At 43.9% G+C, this 18,167-nt stretch carries 13 protein-coding genes and 1 riboswitch; of the genes, 5 read left to right on the forward strand and 8 right to left on the reverse strand.

All coding sequences use genetic code 11. The features are described from left to right. The first annotated feature begins 493 nt into the window (after positions 1–493). The 3 genes from KOL94_RS12915 to metH all read left to right on the forward strand — a co-directional run bounded on the left by KOL94_RS12915 (position 494) and on the right by metH (position 6,541). Positions 494–670, forward strand: a complete 177-nt coding sequence (locus KOL94_RS12915; RefSeq protein ID WP_221566820.1) for a hypothetical protein — start codon at positions 494–496, stop codon at positions 668–670. Positions 671–779: 109 nt separating this feature from the next. Next, positions 780–894: riboswitch (SAM riboswitch) on the forward strand. A gap of 342 nt (positions 895–1,236) precedes the next feature. After that, entirely contained in the window at positions 1,237–3,090 is a 1,854-nt protein-coding gene (locus KOL94_RS12920; RefSeq protein WP_221566821.1) for a bifunctional homocysteine S-methyltransferase/methylenetetrahydrofolate reductase, read from the forward strand. Then, entirely contained in the window at positions 3,083–6,541 is a 3,459-nt protein-coding gene (gene metH / locus KOL94_RS12925; protein WP_221566822.1) for a methionine synthase, read from the forward strand. The genes KOL94_RS12920 and metH overlap by 8 nt, the downstream gene beginning before the upstream one ends. 632 nt (positions 6,542–7,173) lie before the next feature. On the opposite strand, the gene KOL94_RS12930 is transcribed toward metH, so the two are convergent. Beyond that, complete coding sequence (locus tag KOL94_RS12930; RefSeq protein ID WP_221566823.1) at positions 7,174–7,923, reverse strand: SDR family NAD(P)-dependent oxidoreductase; 750 nt, start codon at positions 7,921–7,923, stop codon at positions 7,174–7,176. 162 nt (positions 7,924–8,085) lie between these two features. Further along, positions 8,086–9,015: a thermonuclease family protein gene (locus KOL94_RS12935; protein WP_221566824.1), complete on the reverse strand. Its 930-nt coding sequence runs from the start codon at positions 9,013–9,015 to the stop codon at positions 8,086–8,088. Positions 9,016–9,198: 183 nt separating this feature from the next. Between KOL94_RS12935 and KOL94_RS12940 the strand changes: the two genes are divergently transcribed. Together KOL94_RS12940 and KOL94_RS12945 are read left to right on the forward strand one after the other, a co-directional pair. Further along, the gene (locus KOL94_RS12940) at positions 9,199–10,062 is read left to right on the forward strand and encodes an esterase/lipase family protein (protein WP_221566825.1); all 864 of its coding nucleotides are present in this window, start codon (positions 9,199–9,201) and stop codon (positions 10,060–10,062) included. Positions 10,063–10,153: 91 nt separating this feature from the next. Continuing rightward, positions 10,154–11,107, forward strand: a complete 954-nt coding sequence (locus KOL94_RS12945; RefSeq protein ID WP_221566826.1) for a nucleoside hydrolase — start codon at positions 10,154–10,156, stop codon at positions 11,105–11,107. A gap of 431 nt (positions 11,108–11,538) precedes the next feature. On the opposite strand, the gene KOL94_RS12950 is transcribed toward KOL94_RS12945, so the two are convergent. The 6 genes from KOL94_RS12950 to KOL94_RS12975 all read right to left on the reverse strand — a co-directional run bounded on the left by KOL94_RS12950 (position 11,539) and on the right by KOL94_RS12975 (position 17,874). Then, positions 11,539–11,724: a hypothetical protein gene (locus KOL94_RS12950; protein WP_221567768.1), complete on the reverse strand. Its 186-nt coding sequence runs from the start codon at positions 11,722–11,724 to the stop codon at positions 11,539–11,541. Between the two features lie 21 nt (positions 11,725–11,745). Next, entirely contained in the window at positions 11,746–13,692 is a 1,947-nt protein-coding gene (locus KOL94_RS12955; protein ID WP_221566827.1) for an aconitate hydratase, read from the reverse strand. Positions 13,693–14,080: 388 nt separating this feature from the next. After that, positions 14,081–14,875 carry a DUF2935 domain-containing protein gene (locus KOL94_RS12960; RefSeq protein WP_221566828.1) on the reverse strand — a complete coding sequence of 265 codons (795 nt, stop codon included), beginning with the start codon at positions 14,873–14,875 and terminating at the stop codon, positions 14,081–14,083. Positions 14,876–15,224: 349 nt separating this feature from the next. Beyond that, positions 15,225–15,449 (reverse strand): group-specific protein, encoded by a 225-nt coding sequence (locus KOL94_RS12965; protein WP_221566829.1) that lies wholly within the window; start codon positions 15,447–15,449, stop codon positions 15,225–15,227. 109 nt (positions 15,450–15,558) lie between these two features. Then, positions 15,559–16,980, reverse strand: a complete 1,422-nt coding sequence (locus KOL94_RS12970; RefSeq protein ID WP_221566830.1) for a peptide MFS transporter — start codon at positions 16,978–16,980, stop codon at positions 15,559–15,561. Between the two features lie 156 nt (positions 16,981–17,136). After that, complete coding sequence (locus KOL94_RS12975; RefSeq protein WP_221566831.1) at positions 17,137–17,874, reverse strand: endonuclease/exonuclease/phosphatase family protein; 738 nt, start codon at positions 17,872–17,874, stop codon at positions 17,137–17,139. Between the last annotated feature and the right edge of the window lie 293 nt (positions 17,875–18,167).

Below are 18,167 nucleotides of genomic sequence, written 5' to 3' on the forward strand. Positions count from 1 at the left end.
GAAACGTATCGATAAAAACGTATATTTTTACCCTTTCATAATCATGTTGAAAAACACTTTCAAAAAGGGAAAAATAACTGCTTATTATTCGTCTCATTCCAGAGAAAAACCAGGCTTTATGTAAGATCTTTGCAGTATGTAAATGCCCTGTCCGATTGAGATTTCGGAACACGTTCTCTAGAACAAACGCCTAGTAAAAATGCTAGTGTCCTATCAAACGAATGACTTAGTCTTATGCTGTTGCTTTTGATGTACAAATCCAAAAAATCGCCAATTTTTTCATTTCAAATTTGCCTCATCGTCGAAACGTTTCGATAATCTTATATAAAAATTACCATGAAAGCCTTTTCAGTTCAAGAGTTTTTTGAAAATTTTCTAAATTATTAATTTAATAATTTTTTTAATGTACTGTCTTTAATAGACAATATGATACCTCACCAGTTTATTAAAAATAGCTAAGGGTGTATGAAAGTGGACCTTATTCAGAAAGTACATGGAGGTTATCGAGTTCCTGACTGAATACAGCCTTTATTGGAACAGCAAAAGATGTTTTTCACTCTTTCCTGTCCCGATTCACCTCTTATTCGGACAAGAGAAGCAGATGGCTAAACGAAAAAAACACTCCTTCTCCAAAGCAGTGATCCAAGCAAGCTTCATCAGTAATGAATAGGAGGCTTACGGATCGCCAGCCGAAAGGGGGTGAATTTTGTAGAAAACTTTAAAAAGGGTTGAACTCTACAACGATTTGTTGTACAGTTAATAAAATTTAAAAATTCTGTTTCTTATCCAGAGAGGTAGAGGGAATGGCCCGGTGACACCTCAGCAACCATCAATGCGGTAAACATTGAAAAGGTGCTAATTCCAACAAGTGGGATTCACTTGTAAAGATAAGAAGAACGACCGTGCATATTAAAGTCTTCTTCTTATAAGAAGGCTTTTTTCTTTTGTCTGTTTTCGAATAGATTGTTGTTATTGAAATATACTCGCTTTCCGCGGGCAATCTGCAAGCCTCCTCAGTTCACTTGCACAGGATGTGCTGGCTATGACGTTCACCAAAGGACGTGGTGGCTTTTAGTCGAAGATCTTGTGGGGTCTCGCTTAGCTGCTTTTCCCGCTGGAGTCTGGTTTTAGCCCTTAAACAACATTCCATTAGCAACAAACTTCTAGAAAACAGCCTTACTAATTATCTGGATCTGCAGGACTTGAAAATATCAACTATGTCAGCGAGGGATTCAAATGGGAATTTTAGATGACTTGAAGCAAGATAAAATTTTGATTGGGGATGGCGCGATGGGGACGCTCCTCCATTCGTATGGATCTGACTGGTGTTTTGAAGAATTGAACTTATCGCATTCAGACCAAATCTCCAATATCCACCGGGCATATATCGAAGCCGGAGCAAATATCATCCAGACCAATACATACGCGGCGAATTATATTAAACTCGAACGTTATGGTTTGCAGGATCAAGTAAAGGAAATCAATACAGCCGCAGTCCGGTTGGCCAAAAAAGCTGCTGGAAATCACGCATATGTGGTCGGTACGATCGGAGGGATCCGTGGTATCAAGCCCCACACGATCACCATGGATGAAATCAAGCGAACGTTCCGTGAACAATTGTATTGTCTCCTTTCAGAGGACCTTGATGGTATTTTACTAGAAACGTTCTACGACTTAGAAGAGTTGGAAACAGTCCTATCCATCGCCCGGAAAGAGACGGCACTTCCGATCATTGCACAAGTGTCGTTGGAAGAGACCGGTTATTTGCAAAATCGTACACATATCACAGAAGCGTTTACCAAGCTTGAATCACAAGGTGCAGATATCATCGGCATCAATTGCCGACTCGGTCCTTATCACATGCTTTCGACATTGGAAGAAGTATCGCTCCCAAAGCAGGCATATTTGTCCGCCTATCCAAACGCAAGTCTTCCGTCGTATGTGGATGGAAAGCTCCACTATGAGAGTGATGCTGACTATTTTAAAGAGTGCGCCCGTTCTTTCAGGGAACAAGGGATTCGATTGTTGGGCGGATGCTGCGGTACAACGCCTGCCCATATAGAGGCGTTCTCTAATGAACTTGAATCTTTACCGCCTATAAAAGAAAAAGAGGTCAAAAAACGGCAGACGCCCCAGGCTGCTGTTCAATCTGTAGATCCAGGACCTCCTCCCCTTCATGAAAAAATTAAAAAAGAACAATCGATCATTGTTGAATTGGATCCGCCCAGAAAACTCGATACCACCCGCTATATGGAAGGTGCCAAAGCGCTTAAAGATGCAGGAATCGATGCGATTACTCTCGCTGATAACTCCCTGGCATCACCTCGGATCTGCAACACAGCCGTCGGTTCCATCGTCAAAGAACAGATCGGTCTCCGTCCCCTCATTCACATCACATGCCGGGATCGGAATTTGATCGGTCTGCAATCCCACATCATGGGGCTTCACACACTTGGAATCCGAGATGTCCTTGCGGTTACCGGGGATCCAACGAAGGTAGGCGACTTTCCTGGTGCATCTTCTGTGTATGATGTAACATCGTTTGAGCTAATCAAAATCATTAAACAGTTCAACCAGGGGATCTCGTTATCTGGAAAAGAACTTGGTCAAAAAACGAACTTTTCTGTCGGAGCAGCATTCAATCCGAATGTCCGCTACATCGATAAAGCTGTCGAGCGATTGGAAAAGAAAATAGAGTGCGGGGCAGATTATTTCATCAGCCAGCCCGTCTTTTCTAAGGAAAAACTGCTGGAAATCCATGAGGCTGTCAAACATTTGGATGTTCCAATATATATTGGAATCATGCCGCTCACAAGCAGTAAGAATGCGGATTTCCTCCACCATGAAGTGCCTGGTATCAAGCTATCATCGGAGGTTCGAGAACGTATGGCGAGATATAAGGATGATCGTAAACGAGCTAGTCAGGAGGGCGTCGAAATCGCCAAATCCCTTCTCGATACTGCAATCGGATTATTCAACGGTATTTACCTTGTCACGCCGTTCATGCGATACTCAATGACAGTAGAGCTTGCCCGCTACGCACGTAACCATCATCTTAACCAGTCATCTAGGAGGCTACAAAATGTCTAATCAACAATTTGAACAACAATTGAATAAAAGAATCCTGATCATGGACGGTGCGATGGGGACGATGCTGCAACAAGCCCAGTTGACCCCTGACGATTTTGGTGGGGAATTTTATGATGGATGCAATGAATACTTGAACATCACTGCACCAGAGGTGATCGAATCCATCCACACGACCTATCTCGAGGCCGGAGCAGATATCATCGAAACAAATACCTTCGGAGGCACAAGTCTCGTGTTGAATGAATACGAACTTGGTCATAGAGCTTATGAAATTAATAAAACAGGAGCCGAAATCGCCAAAAAGGCTGCCCGGAAAGTGTCAACCCCAGAACGGCCGAGGTTCGTAGCTGGAGCTCTTGGACCGACTACGAAAACGCTAAGTGTCACAGGTGGAACGACCTTTGACGAACTGACGGATTCATACGCTGAACAAGCGAGAGGACTTTTAGATGGAGATGTTGACCTGCTTCTTCTCGAGACGAGTCAGGATATGCTTAACGTAAAAGCTGGTTTTTCAGGCATCCAGAAAGCTTTTGAGGAAACAGGCCGAACCGTTCCATTGATCGTTTCCGGTACGATCGAGCCGATGGGGACGACCCTTGCTGGCCAGACGATCGAATCGTTCTATATCTCGCTGAAACATATGAACCCGATCGCTGTCGGCTTGAACTGCGCCACCGGACCAGAATTCATGCAGGATCATGTACGTGCTCTCGCGGATCTTTCGACGTCAGCAATCAGCTGTTATCCGAACGCCGGATTGCCTGATGAAGAAGGCCAATATCATGAAACACCCGAATCACTAGCGACGAAGCTTGCCGGATTTGCTGAAAAAGGATGGCTGAATATCGTAGGTGGATGCTGTGGAACGACACCGGATCATATCAAAGCGATCGCTACGAAACTTGCTGGTTACAAACCGCGTGAACTTCCTGAAAAAGAACTTCACATGGTCTCCGGAATCGAGCCGTTTTTATATGATAGTCCCGATCTGCGTCCAATCATGGTCGGTGAAAGAACGAACGTAATTGGTTCAAGGAAATTCAAAAGGTTGATTGCTGAAAAGAAGTTTGAAGAGGCTGCAGAAGTTGCCAGAGCTCAAGTAAAACGAGGCGCGCATGTCATCGATATCTGTCTCGCGGATCCGGACAGCGATGAACAGGCGGATATGGAAGCCTTTATCCAGGAAGTCGTCAAGAAGGTCAAAGTCCCTCTTGTCATTGATTCCACAGACGAAGATGTTATCGAAACCGCACTGAAGTATTCCCAGGGTAAATCCATCATCAATTCGATCAACCTGGAAGATGGTGAAGAGCGATTCGAAGCGATCGTCCCCCTTCTTCATAAGTACGGAGGTGCGGTTGTCGTCGGCACGATTGATGAGGAAGGCATGGGTGTGACGGTCGAACGGAAGCTTGAGATCGCCAAACGCTCTTATGACCTTCTTGTCAACAAGTATGGACTTTCCCCTACCGACATCATCTTTGATCCGTTAGTTTTTCCAGTCGGTACTGGGGACGAACAATATATTGGTTCAGCTAACGAAACCGTTGAGGGAATCCGCCTCATCAAGAAACAGTTCCCTGAATGCCTGACGATCCTGGGGGTAAGCAATGTCTCATTCGGTCTTCCTCCTGTCGGCAGGGAAGTATTGAATGCAGTGTATCTCTATCATTGCACCCAGGCTGGATTGGATTATGCGATCGTCAATACCGAAAAGCTCGAACGTTTCGCCTCGATCCCGCAGGAAGAGATCCAGATGGCGGAAGATCTGATTTTCCGAACAACAGATGACGTGCTTGCCAAATTCACTGAATTTTATAGAGGGAAAAAGAAAGAAGTCAAATCTCTGCTTCCGAAAATGACGCTCGAAGAACGGATTGCGTATTATGTCGTCGAAGGGACGAAAGAAGGTCTGCTCCCAGATCTTGAAAAAGCGCTTGAAAAATATGATAAGCCTTTAGACATCATCAATGGTCCGTTGATGGATGGCATGAAGGAAGTCGGCCGTTTGTTCAACGACAATCAACTCATCGTAGCCGAGGTTCTTCAAAGCGCAGAAGTGATGAAAGCCTCTGTCGCCTTTTTGGAGCCCTATATGGAAAAGAACGATACCAGGTCGTCAAAAGGGAAGATCATTTTGGCGACGGTCAAGGGCGATGTGCACGATATCGGTAAAAACCTGGTAGACATCATCCTGAGTAACAACGGGTTTGACGTCGTCGATTTAGGGATCAAAGTAACCCCTGCAGATTTGATCGAAGCAGTAAGAAAGGAAAAGCCGGATATCATCGGTCTTTCGGGTCTCTTAGTCAAATCCGCACAGCAAATGGTCATCACAGCCAGCGACATGCATCAAGCCGACATTTCAACACCGATTATGGTTGGCGGGGCTGCGTTATCAAGGAAATTCACCGATACGAAAATTTCGAACGGATACAACGGCCTTGTTTTATATGCTAAAGACGCAATGACCGGTCTCTCACTGGCGAATCAAATCCAAACACCAGCCGGATTCGAAGAGCTTATCGGTGCCCACGAAGAGAAGAAAAGAAATACCGCTGAATCAGTTCTTCAAGCAGATTCTGGAGGGGGCTCCGGAGTTGCTGTCAAAGCCCGGTCCAAGGTCTCACGGGATGTGCAGGTTTTCATTCCTAGGGATACGAAACGTCATGTATTGAAGAATCATTCAATCTCGCATATCGAACCTTATATCAACTGGCAAATGCTATTGGGACACCATCTTGGAGTCAAAGGCAAGGTTTCGAGATTGCTAGAAGAAAAGGATAGAAAAGCGCTCAATGTCAAAGCGGTTGTCGATCAACTCCTGCTCAAGGCAAAAGTAGATGGCCTGATCCAACCAGCTGCTGTCTATCAATTCTTTCCTGCCCAGGCAGATGATGAGAAGGTCTTGATTTATGACCCGGACGATCATACGAGAGTCATTGAACAATTCGAGTTTCCTAGACAGCCCAAAGAACCACATTTATGTCTGGCTGATTATTTAAAAACGAAAGACAGCGGACTGATGGACTATGTTTGCTTTTTTTCGATTACTGCAGGAAGAGGGATCCGTCAGCTCGCCACCCAGATGAAAGAAGAAGGACGATACCTGGAAAGTCACGCACTCCAAGCCCTGGCACTCGAAACAGCAGAAGGATTCGCGGAACTCATCCATCAGCAGATCCGCGATCAGTGGGGCTTCCCGGATTCAGTTGATTTTACGATGAGAGAACGTTTTTCCGCCCGCTACCAGGGACAACGCTTCTCCTTCGGCTATCCTGCCTGTCCGGAATTGGAAGATCAAGAGAAGTTGTTCAAACTCATCAAACCAGAAGAGATCGGCATCGAATTGACCGATGGCTATATGATGGAACCAGAAGCGTCCGTGTCCGCAATCGTATTCGCACATCCAGAAGCACGGTATTTCAACGTCATGAATGGTGATTGAACCAGAAAATATTGCCAGGAATAACGAGTGTGAGGCATATTTAAGATGATAAATTCACGAGACTCCAGCGGGATCAGCGGGCCAAGCGAGACCCTACAGCGAATTAAGGATCTTCGACTAAAAACTACCACGTCCTGCGCCTGCGGTTACTCCGCGCAAAACTACAAGGATGGAAGTAAGACTGTGGTGTGAACGTCGAAGTCGGCAGGATAAACGCTTCTAAGATTTCTCTTCGCAGACACGAAAATGATGTCATTTTTGTGTTGAGATCCTGTGCAAGTGAGGAGGCTTACGGAAGTGGGTTAATACAGGGGAGTGATGTCTAGCTCAGCGACCAGTCACTTGGATCACTTCAAACTTCCTGCGCGGCAACACATTGATTGACATCCTTATGAGTTAGCCCACGCAGAACCAAGTCTTCGTTTGGTTCGAGCCCCCTCGTCAGTTTTCCAGTGACCTACGTGCCTAAACGGGTCGCTTCCGCTTTTCGTTTGCCCGCGGAAAGGGAGTGAATTTAACGAAGCAACCATAAAAATAACATAACTACCTCATAATAGTAATTTATAATGAAAAGATGATCCCAGCCGCATTTGGTTGGGATCATCTTCTTTTTTGTCAAGTCTATTATTGATTCAGTGTTCATAGATCATTTTTCTCGTCATACCGCCATCTATGACGAGGTTCGCTCCGGTTACGAAGTCGTTCTTTTCATCAGTTAAATAGAGACAGGCACGAGCAATATCCTCCGGTTTTCCGACACGCTTGGACAGATGCTGTTCATGATCGATTTCTCTGAGCTCTTCATACTTTCCGGTTTCAATCCAGCCTGGAGAGATCGCATTGACGGTAATCCTGTCTGATGTAAAAGATGCAGAAAGGGCGTGGGTGATCGAGACGATTCCCCCTTTCGAAGCCGCGTAAGCTTCCGAATTCGGCTCTGACATACTTGCTCGGGTGGATGCGATATTGACGATCGCTCCCCCTCCCTCATTCTCACGCATGTGTTTAGCTGCCTCACGAGAACAGAGGAATACGCTTCTCAAATTGGTATTGATGATGTCGTCCCACTCGTCTACTGTAAGTTCATATGGTGATTTGAATTGGGAAATGCCCGCATTATTGATGAGAATATCGACCGGACCAACCTCACTCTTCGTTTGGTTGATGAGGCTGATAATATCGGTTTCGTTCCGTACATCTGTTTTGAGGAAGAAAGCTTCGCTACCTTCCTTGATGATTTCATTGAGGACGTGTTTTCCTTGCGTTTCATCAAGATCCGCGAGAACCAGCTTTGCACCGTTCCTCGCATATTCCTTTGCGATCGCTCTTCCGATTCCATTCGCTGCACCCGTTACGATAACCACCTTGTTCTTGAATGACACGATAGATGCTCCTCTCTAGACAATCTATCTATCAATGTACCCCTTTTAGAAGGGATTCAATCTGTTCACTTTCCAGGTTAATCTGTTCACTTCCTGAAACAACTGCCTCACCTTATATAAAGGAAAAATCCCGCCATCAGAGGCGGGATTCGTTATTTCTATTCAACATCCTGGCGTTTCTGAATTCTTTTTATAACCTGCGTCAATCGCGTCTTTTTCTTTTAAAAAGAAGACGCGGTGTTCGATTGGGATGCTTTCCCATTTTTCCGGCTCTACGTATTGCTTCGTTTCGAAATGCCCGACATATTTATCCGGACCGCCACGTTTGTTGAAACGAAACTCATAAGGAAGTTCATCGATCGGTCGGTCAGGATTCCATAGTCCCCTACCCGCTTCTTTCGCTCGAACGACAGCATCCCCATATTCTTCGAAGTTGTCCAAATTCGGATAGATGAAATAAGGAACTGCCATTCCAATCTCAATCATTTCTCTATTGATGTTCTGTTCTTTTTTCAAGACAATTGCGAGCAAGCGTCCATACTGATCGAAGGCTTCATCTCCAACTCGAATCGAGATATCCTCGCCTTCAGGCAAAAGATTTTGAAGCTGTCTCGTCGCTTCTTCTGCATAATACCCCTGGGAGTCTCCCTGGTAATTTGTTTCCGGAGTGTCGATTGAAACAAAGCGGACTTTTGTCGTACCTAATACAGCTTTTTCTAAGTGAATGGTGTCGCCATCGACTACTTTTTTTACTGAGGATGAAAATTGGCGTGAGTGGGAAGGAGATTCTTGCTGAGCGTCGGATTTTGAGATGTCTGTTTCAGAGGTGACATGCAATTCTTGCTGGTGATCCACATCCAGTTTTCCGCGTATGTCGAACCATTTACCTGGCTCGAGATCATCAAGCTTCTTTTTCGACTTCACGAGGATTCCATTCATGTCCTCATCGATAAAAGGATAGTTGTACCCATCATCAAGCGGCTCATCGGGTTTTCCGGCAAGGTATCCTTTGACAGTGACATCTTGTCCTTTCAAATCGCCTTTGTCATTTCTGGTCAAATCAGCAATTCTCACTTCAAGATTACTTGTCAATCAACTCACCCTCTTTCACTGGATTACCTTCATTTTAAATCATTGCTACAAAATTAACCTCTATTTTCCATAAAATGAGTCTTAGTTCACATTTATCCGGTTTTCTCCTTAACTTGATTGACCTGGTTATTCCCTTGCTATTTAATAATGACTAACCAATCTATCTGAAATGAGGGTGAATTTGTGAAAAAAACGAATAGCATCATCTTCACTATTCTGCTGATCGCTGCCCTTGCCGCACTTGATCACCGCCCGGCTAAAGCAATAAGTGATTCGGGATTTTTGCTTAAAGAAGGACCACCTCCACCTGGAGCGAATGATCCAAACTGCCGACCTAGCGCAGCGCATCCTGAACCAGTCGTGCTCGTTCCCGGAACCTTTGAAACAATGGAACGGAACTTCATCAATCTTTCCCCGGCGTTAAAAGAAAAAGGCTATTGCGTATTCGCTTTGAACTATGGATTCAGTACTGCGGGTCCTTCAACCGGTCCGATCGAAGAGTCAGCTGCAGAGCTCAAAACCTTCGTTGAAAAAGTACTCGATCTGACTGGAGCAGAAAAAGTATCGATTGTTGGGCACAGTCAGGGCGGAATGATGCCGCGTTATTTTATGAAGTTCCTTGGCGGGGCTGAAAAAGTCGAGGATCTGATCGGCCTTGTTCCATCCAACCATGGAACGGATGGTGTTGCCGGCTTCAGGGAACTGACGGAAACCGGTTCAAATTTCAGTTCATGTGCCGCTTGCCAACAACAGCTGCAAGGATCGGATTTTTTATCGGATCTGAACATGTATGACGAAACCCCTGGGGAGACCTCATACACGGTGGTTACAACGCGAAATGATGAAGTGGTCGTGCCCTATTCTTCAGCATTCTTAAATGGTCCGGCTGATCAGGTTAGTAACATCACCATCCAGGATCATTACCCTTACGACCAGGTCGAACATCAATTCATCGCTCAAGATCCCCTCGCCTTCACCTTTGTTTTTGATGCACTCGAATACGAAGGACCGGCTGATCCGGAAAGAATAGTCACAACCTCCGAATAAATCTACAACCTCTTCCTTTTTGAAAAACCACACCGGACAAGTATCCAAGCCATGCTTGTCCTTTTTTCATAGGATAGGATGAGGTGAAGAAATGAAGAAAATCATCCTATTTGCAGATACAGGTATAGATGATGCAATTGCATTGATTTATGCGTTGAAAAATCCTGAAGTAGATTTGATCGGAGTCGTCAGTGGTTACGGGAACATCGATAGGGAAAAAGCATATCGGAATGTCGAGTATTTGCTCGAGCTTGCCGGGCGTACTGATATCCCTGTCATTGCCGGTGCGACCCGTCCCCTGAGCGGTGAAGATCCAGTCTTTTTTCCCGACATCCATGGGGCAGAAGGCCTTGGCCCGATTGATCCCCCGATTCCTGAAGAACGATACGCGAATCGGACAAATTTCAGCAAGCTGTTCCGTTTGATCAAAGAAAATCCTAAAGAGGTTACAATTGTGAATGTGGGACGATGCACTTCACTAGCTATCGCCCATTATATAAGTCCTGAAGTGATGGATAATGTTAAGGAAACCTATTTGATGGGTGGAGCATTCCACGTTCCAGGCAATGCAACCGAGGTAGCGGAAGCCAACTTTTTTGGTGATCCAATCGCGGCGGATTTCATTACCCAGAACGTCAAGAATCTTACTATCATTCCTTTAAATGTGACGAGGGACGCGATCCTCACTCCAGAAGAAGTCAATTTCATCGATTCCCGTGCAGATTCCGCTTTAGAAGGACTCATCAAACCGATCTTAGACTTCTATTACGAGGTATATCAGCAACTTGAACCAGGTATTGAGGGTACACCGCAGCATGATTTGGCTGCCTTAATGGCTGCACTTGAAATCGATGGGTTGTTCCAATACAGAAGACGTGAAGTCAGTATTGAAGATGCAGGTGAATATACGAGCGGTCAAAGTGTCGCAGATTTCCGTCCAGGAACAAAAAACTGTTTCGGGCCGGGTTGTTCACGCATCGCGCTCAGAATCAATGAAGAGGTTTTCGTCTCAAATGTCCTTGAAATTTTGACGAACCATAGATAGTGTCCTTTAGAAATTAATTGGATTTATACCTTATACTTTAAAGACTGTTTTCTAAAAGATTGATGCTAATGAACTCCTATAATTTGATAGATGTAGATGAAAATCTATAAGCATTGGAAAGATACGAGACTCCTGCAGGAAAAGCGAGCGGGGTGAGACCCCACACTTTTTAATATGATCTTCGACTATAATAATGAACTTCGACTAAATACCACCACGTCCTATGGTGAACGTCGAAGTCAGTACATCCTGTACAAGTACGTCCTGTGGTGAACGTCGAAGCCAGCACATCCTGTGCAAGTGAGGAGGCTTGCGGCTCGCCTGCGGGAAGCGAATATATTTCCACTCCATTACAAGGGAATTATGAAAAACAACAATCTTTACAAATAAAAAATTGGCTGTCCTTTTTAGGGGACAGCCATCATTCATTTCTATTCCATTGTCCGGTTGTTTTCATCTACCTTAAAAAGGTGAGCCGGTTCTGGCCTGTCTCCGGAGACGAAAATGCCGTCTCCACCACAAACCGTGCAGCTATATTGCCAGTTTTCATCATCAGCCAAAAGTCCGCTGCCATCACACGCTTTACAAACTTGGTTCCGATCAACCATGGATCTCATTCCTTTCTTTGGTGCATTTGATTAATGTTGTCGATCCCTCTCCCAGTTGATTAATCCGCCTTTCAGCATGATGTCCACTTGACGATCTGATAAGGTATGGACAGCTTGGATTTCTTTCTGTTTTTCTTTTAGAATCACAGTCAGTTCTTTCCCCTGTTTAAGCTGTGCCCTCAAGTTTTTCAGTTGGATGATATCGTCTTCTTCCAACAGATCGTAATCTGCTTCATTCTTAAACATTAGCGGTAAGACGCCAAAGTTCACGAGGTTTTGCCAATGAATCCTCGCAAAATCCTTGACCAACGCGACACGTAAGCCGAGGAATCTCGGTGCAAGAGCAGCGTGCTCCCTGCTTGATCCCTGACCATAGTTGAAGCCCCCGACAATCGCATGACCGCCTACCTTTTTGATTTCCATTGCACGCTCATAATAGGTTTCATCAATGATCTCGAAGGTGAACTTACTGATTTCCGGCAGGTTGCTCCGGTATGGAAGGACACGTGCACCACCGGCTAAGATTTCATCCGTCGAGATGTTATCTTTCATTTTCAACAAAATCGGCAATTCCAATTCATCCGGCAATTCATCCATTTCAGGGATCGAAGCAATATTAGGCCCTTTTACAAGCTCAATTTTTTTTGCTTCCTCTGGTGGAAGCGGCTCATTAAGTAACGCATCATCAACCGTCGGATGGTCCGGGGCTTTCACTTTCGGATACGTTATATCCAATGTCCTTGGATCAGTAATTTTTCCTGTCATTGCTGAAGCCGCTGCTGTTTCTGGACTGCATAAGAACACACTGTCTTCTCTCGTCCCGGAACGCCCAGGGAAATTACGTGGTGTCGTCCGTAAACTGTTCCGCCCTGTTGCAGGTGCCTGCCCCATTCCGATACATCCGTTACAACCCGCTTGATGCAAGCGTCCCCCCGCAGTGAGAAGGCTACCGATATGTCCATCATCGACAAGGTCTGTCAACATTTGTCTGGACGTCGGGTTGATATCGAAGGAAACGCCATCTGCAACCCTCCTGCCTTTCATCATTTCAGCAGCTATCGCAAAATCTCGATACCCTGGATTTGCAGAAGATCCGATATAGGATTGATAAATCGGTTCTCCAGCCACTTCCCTAACAGGGACGACGTTTCCAGGGCTTGATGGTTTGGCAATCATAGGCTCAAGCTCTGATAGATCGATTTCTTCATGCAGATCATACGTTGCATCTTTATCAGCGACGATTTCTACCCAGTCATTCTCTCGGTTTTGGCTTTTTAAAAAGCGCTTCACTTCATCATCGGATGGGAAAACGGTCGTGGTTGCCCCGAGTTCTGCACCCATGTTAGCGATGACATGACGATCCATCGCGCTCAAGTCTTCTAGCCCCGGACCATAATACTCGATGATTTTACCGACACCGCCTTTTACATCATGACGACGCAGCAATTCGAGGATAACATCCTTGGCGCTCACCCATTCTGGAAGTTTTCCAGTCAATTTGATACCCCAGATTTGAGGCATTTTGATATAGATCGGCTCTCCAGCAATCGCCATCGCGACATCAATTCCACCTGCACCCATGGCAAGCATACCCATACATCCATTGGCACACGTATGAGAGTCCGAGCCCAATAACGTTTTACCAGGGATAGCGAGCCGTTGCATATGAACCGGATGACTGACGCCGTTTCCAGGACGGCTGTAATACAAACCGAAACGCTTAGTGGCACTTTGTAAAAACAAATGGTCATCCGGATTTTTGCTATCCTCCTGGATGATATTATGATCGACATATTGCGCAGATACTTCTGTTTTTGCCCGATCAAGTTTCATAGCTTCCAGTTCTAGCATCACCATCGTACCAGTCGCATCCTGGGTAAGGGTCTGGTCGATTTTCAAACCGATTTCATTACCTGGCGTCATTTCACCTGAAATCAAATGGTCCTTGAGCAATTTTTGGGAAACGTTAAAAGCCAATTTTTCTCCCCCTGTTCGAAGTTTTGAAGTTTTAAGGTCAACTGTTCCATATGTACCTAAACGTTAAGTTTTGTTGTTTTGCGTAAATTATTCATTTCACAGAACATTGACCCCTTTACAGTTACATTACCCCATTTAATTCCATTTCAACCTTTCATTTTCTATATGAATGGTTTATTTCCTTGACCGTGAAGAAAATATGATAAGCCCGTTAATTTGGCTTTGCAAACTATGATTGATTTCAAGAGGGAGCCAGGCAAGACCCCACAGCGAGGAATTCGCGAGGAGGCTTGCGGATCGCCAGCGGAAAGGGAGTGAATTTCGCAGAAATCAATTCAAAAGCTTTCCACTATAAAACCATCCTTTTTGTGAGGATGGTTTTGATTCATCAGGTTTTCAATCGTGGTTTTGTCGGATCGCATTTTGGTTGGGAAAGGTGTGATACCTCAGCCAGTTTCATCAGATAATAGCACTCTTCTCTCATCATATGGTCAGCCATCAATGGCGCAAAGGTACCCAAAACTTTTTTGCTCAATCCCATTTCCTCGATTTCTTTAAGGAAATTCATGAACAGCTTCATTTCAAGTGAAATATCATCGTTGAATTTCTCCAATGCAGGAAACGTAGACAAGTTGGTACGAAGAAATCCTGCCATTTCAACCGCCTTCAGATAGAACGATTCAAAGTCTTTCGTGAAATCATCACTTTTCTCTTTGATCTTCTTTTCAATCCGATCCATGTTATCAGAGATAGCACCAGCATGGCCTGCCGCATCCAACAGCCAGATCAAATGGTGATGGACTTCATGCAGCGTAGGCGGCACTTCTCCTTTTTTCAAAAAAGGTAAAATTCGCAAATACTCTTCCAACTCATTGACCATATGGTTCAGGAACGTCGGCCCTAAACCAATTTTGATTTTTCCGACCAGATGACGTTTGATGAGATCCAGTTTGAATTGTCTAAGCTTTTTGCTTTCCTCTTCAGCTTTTTTGCTAAGTTCAACCATATCCCCATTTTTCACTTGACTTAACAATTGATCGTAAGTCTTAATGAAATGATTCGCCTGTGCAATTTCCTTTGTCTGCTCCGGGGCAAGCGAGTCATGAATGAAACGAGCGTGATCACCCAGGATCTGTAACCAGAATCCATGTTCAAACCTCGCTGTCTTTGTAAAATCAGCCATGGAGTACCCTCCCTTTCGATTCTATAAAATCATATCTACAGAAGTTGGATTTTATGACTCGAATAAATAGGGAAGGAGGCGCATTCTATTTTTAACGGACACCAGAGCCGTTATTTGTTACAAAAAGGGGTGTTCCCAATAATTTAGCGGACATCAGAGCCGTTATTCATCTCAAAATCCTATGATTATGATCAGATTTCCCAAAATAAGGCCCCTGGTGTCCGTTACGTTTTTCAAACGCGGCATTTTCCTCTAAATAAGGTCTCCTGTGTCCGGTAAATCCTCACAGGTGAAAAAATCAAACAAAAAAGACTTCAGCTGTAATGCCGAAGCCTTTACCTTTCTTCTACTATCTCGTCAATGCAGAAATTTTTTTGTCCCGTTCCAGTTTTTCTTCTTCAGAAGCTAAATCATATTTTTTCAGTAAATGAAACATCTCGTTGAGTTCTTCTTGAGTAGGATTGCCTTTGAGAAAATTCCCGCTGCTCCTGTATAATTCAACCGGTACATAATCAGATTGGGATTTCAATTTCTTTTCTACATCCTCTAAGGTATGGTCAATATTGCATGCCATAAGCATCCTCCTTTCTCACACAGTTTTTCAACTGTTCCCTTCTAGTAAAACATGTTTAGCAGAGCTGTTCAAAGTATTACACAAAATAGGACAGCCCTCTTAATTGAAATTAATAGGGTTTTGTTGCATTCTCGATTTCATCAAGATGCATAAGTTTTTGCAGTGGCTTGGAAATCAGGAGTAGAACTACACCTAGTACGACTGCTGAAAGTCCGAGATACATGAAAATCTCAAGATATCCGAATTTCGTTGTAAGTGATGCGATATAACCTGCGACATAGTTTGCTGCAGCATTACTCAAGAACCAAACACCCATCAATAAAGAGGCGATTTTGATCGGTGCCATCTTACTTACAAGTGACAATCCGATTGGCGATAATGCTAATTCCCCCAGTGTATGAAGCAAGTAGGTCACGATCATGAACATCATTGATACTTTGATCGGATCTGCTTCATTGCTTCCAGACATTATTACAGCTGGCACCATGACCATGAAACCTGCTCCGAGTAAAATCAAGCCAAATGCCATTTTTGTCGGAATTGCAAAGTCACCGCGTTTCGTTCTGGTTAATTTAAGCCAGAAAGCCGAAACGACAGGTGCCAACAACAGGATGAATAATGGATTCAATGACTGGAAGAAGGATACTGGTACTTCATATCCGAATATCGTACGGTCAACAAAGTCACGTGTATATAGCGTGAACGATGCACCTGCTTGTTCAAAACCTGCCCAGAACATGACAGTAAAACATGCCAAAATCAAAATGACGGCTGTGCGATGTTTCTCCTGTCGAGATAAAGGCTTTGGTTTTATCGTTTTATCAAGTGAAGGTTTCGCTTTTGCAACTGCCGGCTTTGTTCCAATATCACCCAGGTATTTTTTCGATAACGCATTGAACGTTACTTGTCCAATGATCATCCCAATTGAAGATGCCAGGAACGCATATTTGAAACCGAACACTTCAACTCCGCCTGTATTCGAGTAGAACCAGTTTGCATAGATAAAACCTGCTACTAGCGGTGATATGAATGCACCCAGGTTGATTCCCATATAGAAGATGGTGAACGCTGAATCCTTCCTTGGGTCATTTTTAGAATACAATTCACCTACCAGGGTAGAAATATTCGGCTTGAAAAATCCGTTACCGATAATCAATAATAGTAAACCTAAATATAAGCCCCATTCAGACTGGATTGCGAACAAGGAGAAATCTCCAAGCGCCATTGTAACCCCACCAATGGTGATTGCAGTCCTGAGCCCCATCAGTTTATCTGTAAGATAACCTCCAATGAGAGGTGTGAAATAAACTAATCCAGTATAAAGTCCGTATAACATCAGGGCAGACTCATTGTCCATCCCTAATCCGCCACTGAACAATTCAGCAGTTAAGTAAAGAACGAGAATCGAACGCATTCCATAAAAACTGTAGCGCTCCCACATCTCAGTAATGAATAATAAAAATAGACCTTTCGGATGCTTTTGCTTCTTTTTCGGTACAGCTTCCGAATTTTCGTTGATTGTATTTTCCATGATGTCCCTCCTAGTTGTTCCCCAATGCATTTAACTAATTTTTCCAATCAACTTTATGATTCTATAAGTTTTTCGAAGTGATATGGATGAAAGTGGGAGTAAGTAAAAAAGTAAAAATTTAAAGAAAAGTCCGTTATTTTGTCGAAAACTGACAAATCATTCGTTAAATTTCAATGTTGTGCACAATGGCAAATGATCGGAGGCTTTCTTATTTTCTTTGAGCACCTTCGCATCTTTTACCTGAAAAAATTCATTCGTAAAAATATAATCCAGTTTCATCCGTGGCTTTTTGGAAGGATAGGTGTGGCCAAGCTCTTTATCGCCATGCTGTTCGAACCAGGTATCATTCAACTGCTCTGTCACTGATCGCCAGCTGCTTGAAAAAGGTTTCATGTTCCAATCACCCATGATGATCGTGGGTATATTCTTTTTGGTTACATGATCAATGATGAAGTCCGTTTGTCTTCCATGCAGAAAAGGTGCGAGACTTAAATGAGTGGTATAAACAGCCACAGTTTTTGATTCAATCTCAATCAGGACTTCCAATAAGGCGCGATCTTCAACGATTCCTGGCAAGAAGTCGAATGGATGATTTGTCGATTTCAAAATAGGAAACCGTGTCAGAATCGCGCTTCCATATCGTCGGCATTCACCTTCTCCTCCCGATTTCATTGTAATTGCAGGCCCGAAAACATAGGCCATTTCAAGCGCACTGGCAATCGATTCTGCCTGATCCATGAATTCGCTTCTTTTCGAAAACTGCTTATCCACTTCATTAAGGCCGATGATGTCTGCATCAGAATCCATCAACACCTTAATGATTCGATGTATATCAAGTTTCTTATCAGTTCCTTTACCATGTCGGATATTATAGGTCATTATTTTCAATTCCACAGAAAATCCCCTTTTCACCTTATTAAATTCATTTATTTAGAGAGAATAAGAACGATGTGCATAACTGTTGGCTTTAAATTCACTTCCTTGATTTTTCCGAAATTCACTCCCTTTCCGCGGGCAACCACTTGTCTCGCTCTATCCAGGCTGAAACCAAGTTGCACATACCCGATAGCGGACATAGGAGACCTTATTCAACCAAAATAATGGGTATTTACAAACTTAACGGACACCAGGGACCTTAATTCGCAAATATCATAGAAAATCAGCTGCATGTTCACAAATAACGGCTA

It is taken from the genome of Alkalihalobacillus sp. TS-13, assembly GCF_019720915.1.
Classification (GTDB): Bacteria; Bacillota; Bacilli; order Bacillales; family Fictibacillaceae; genus Pseudalkalibacillus.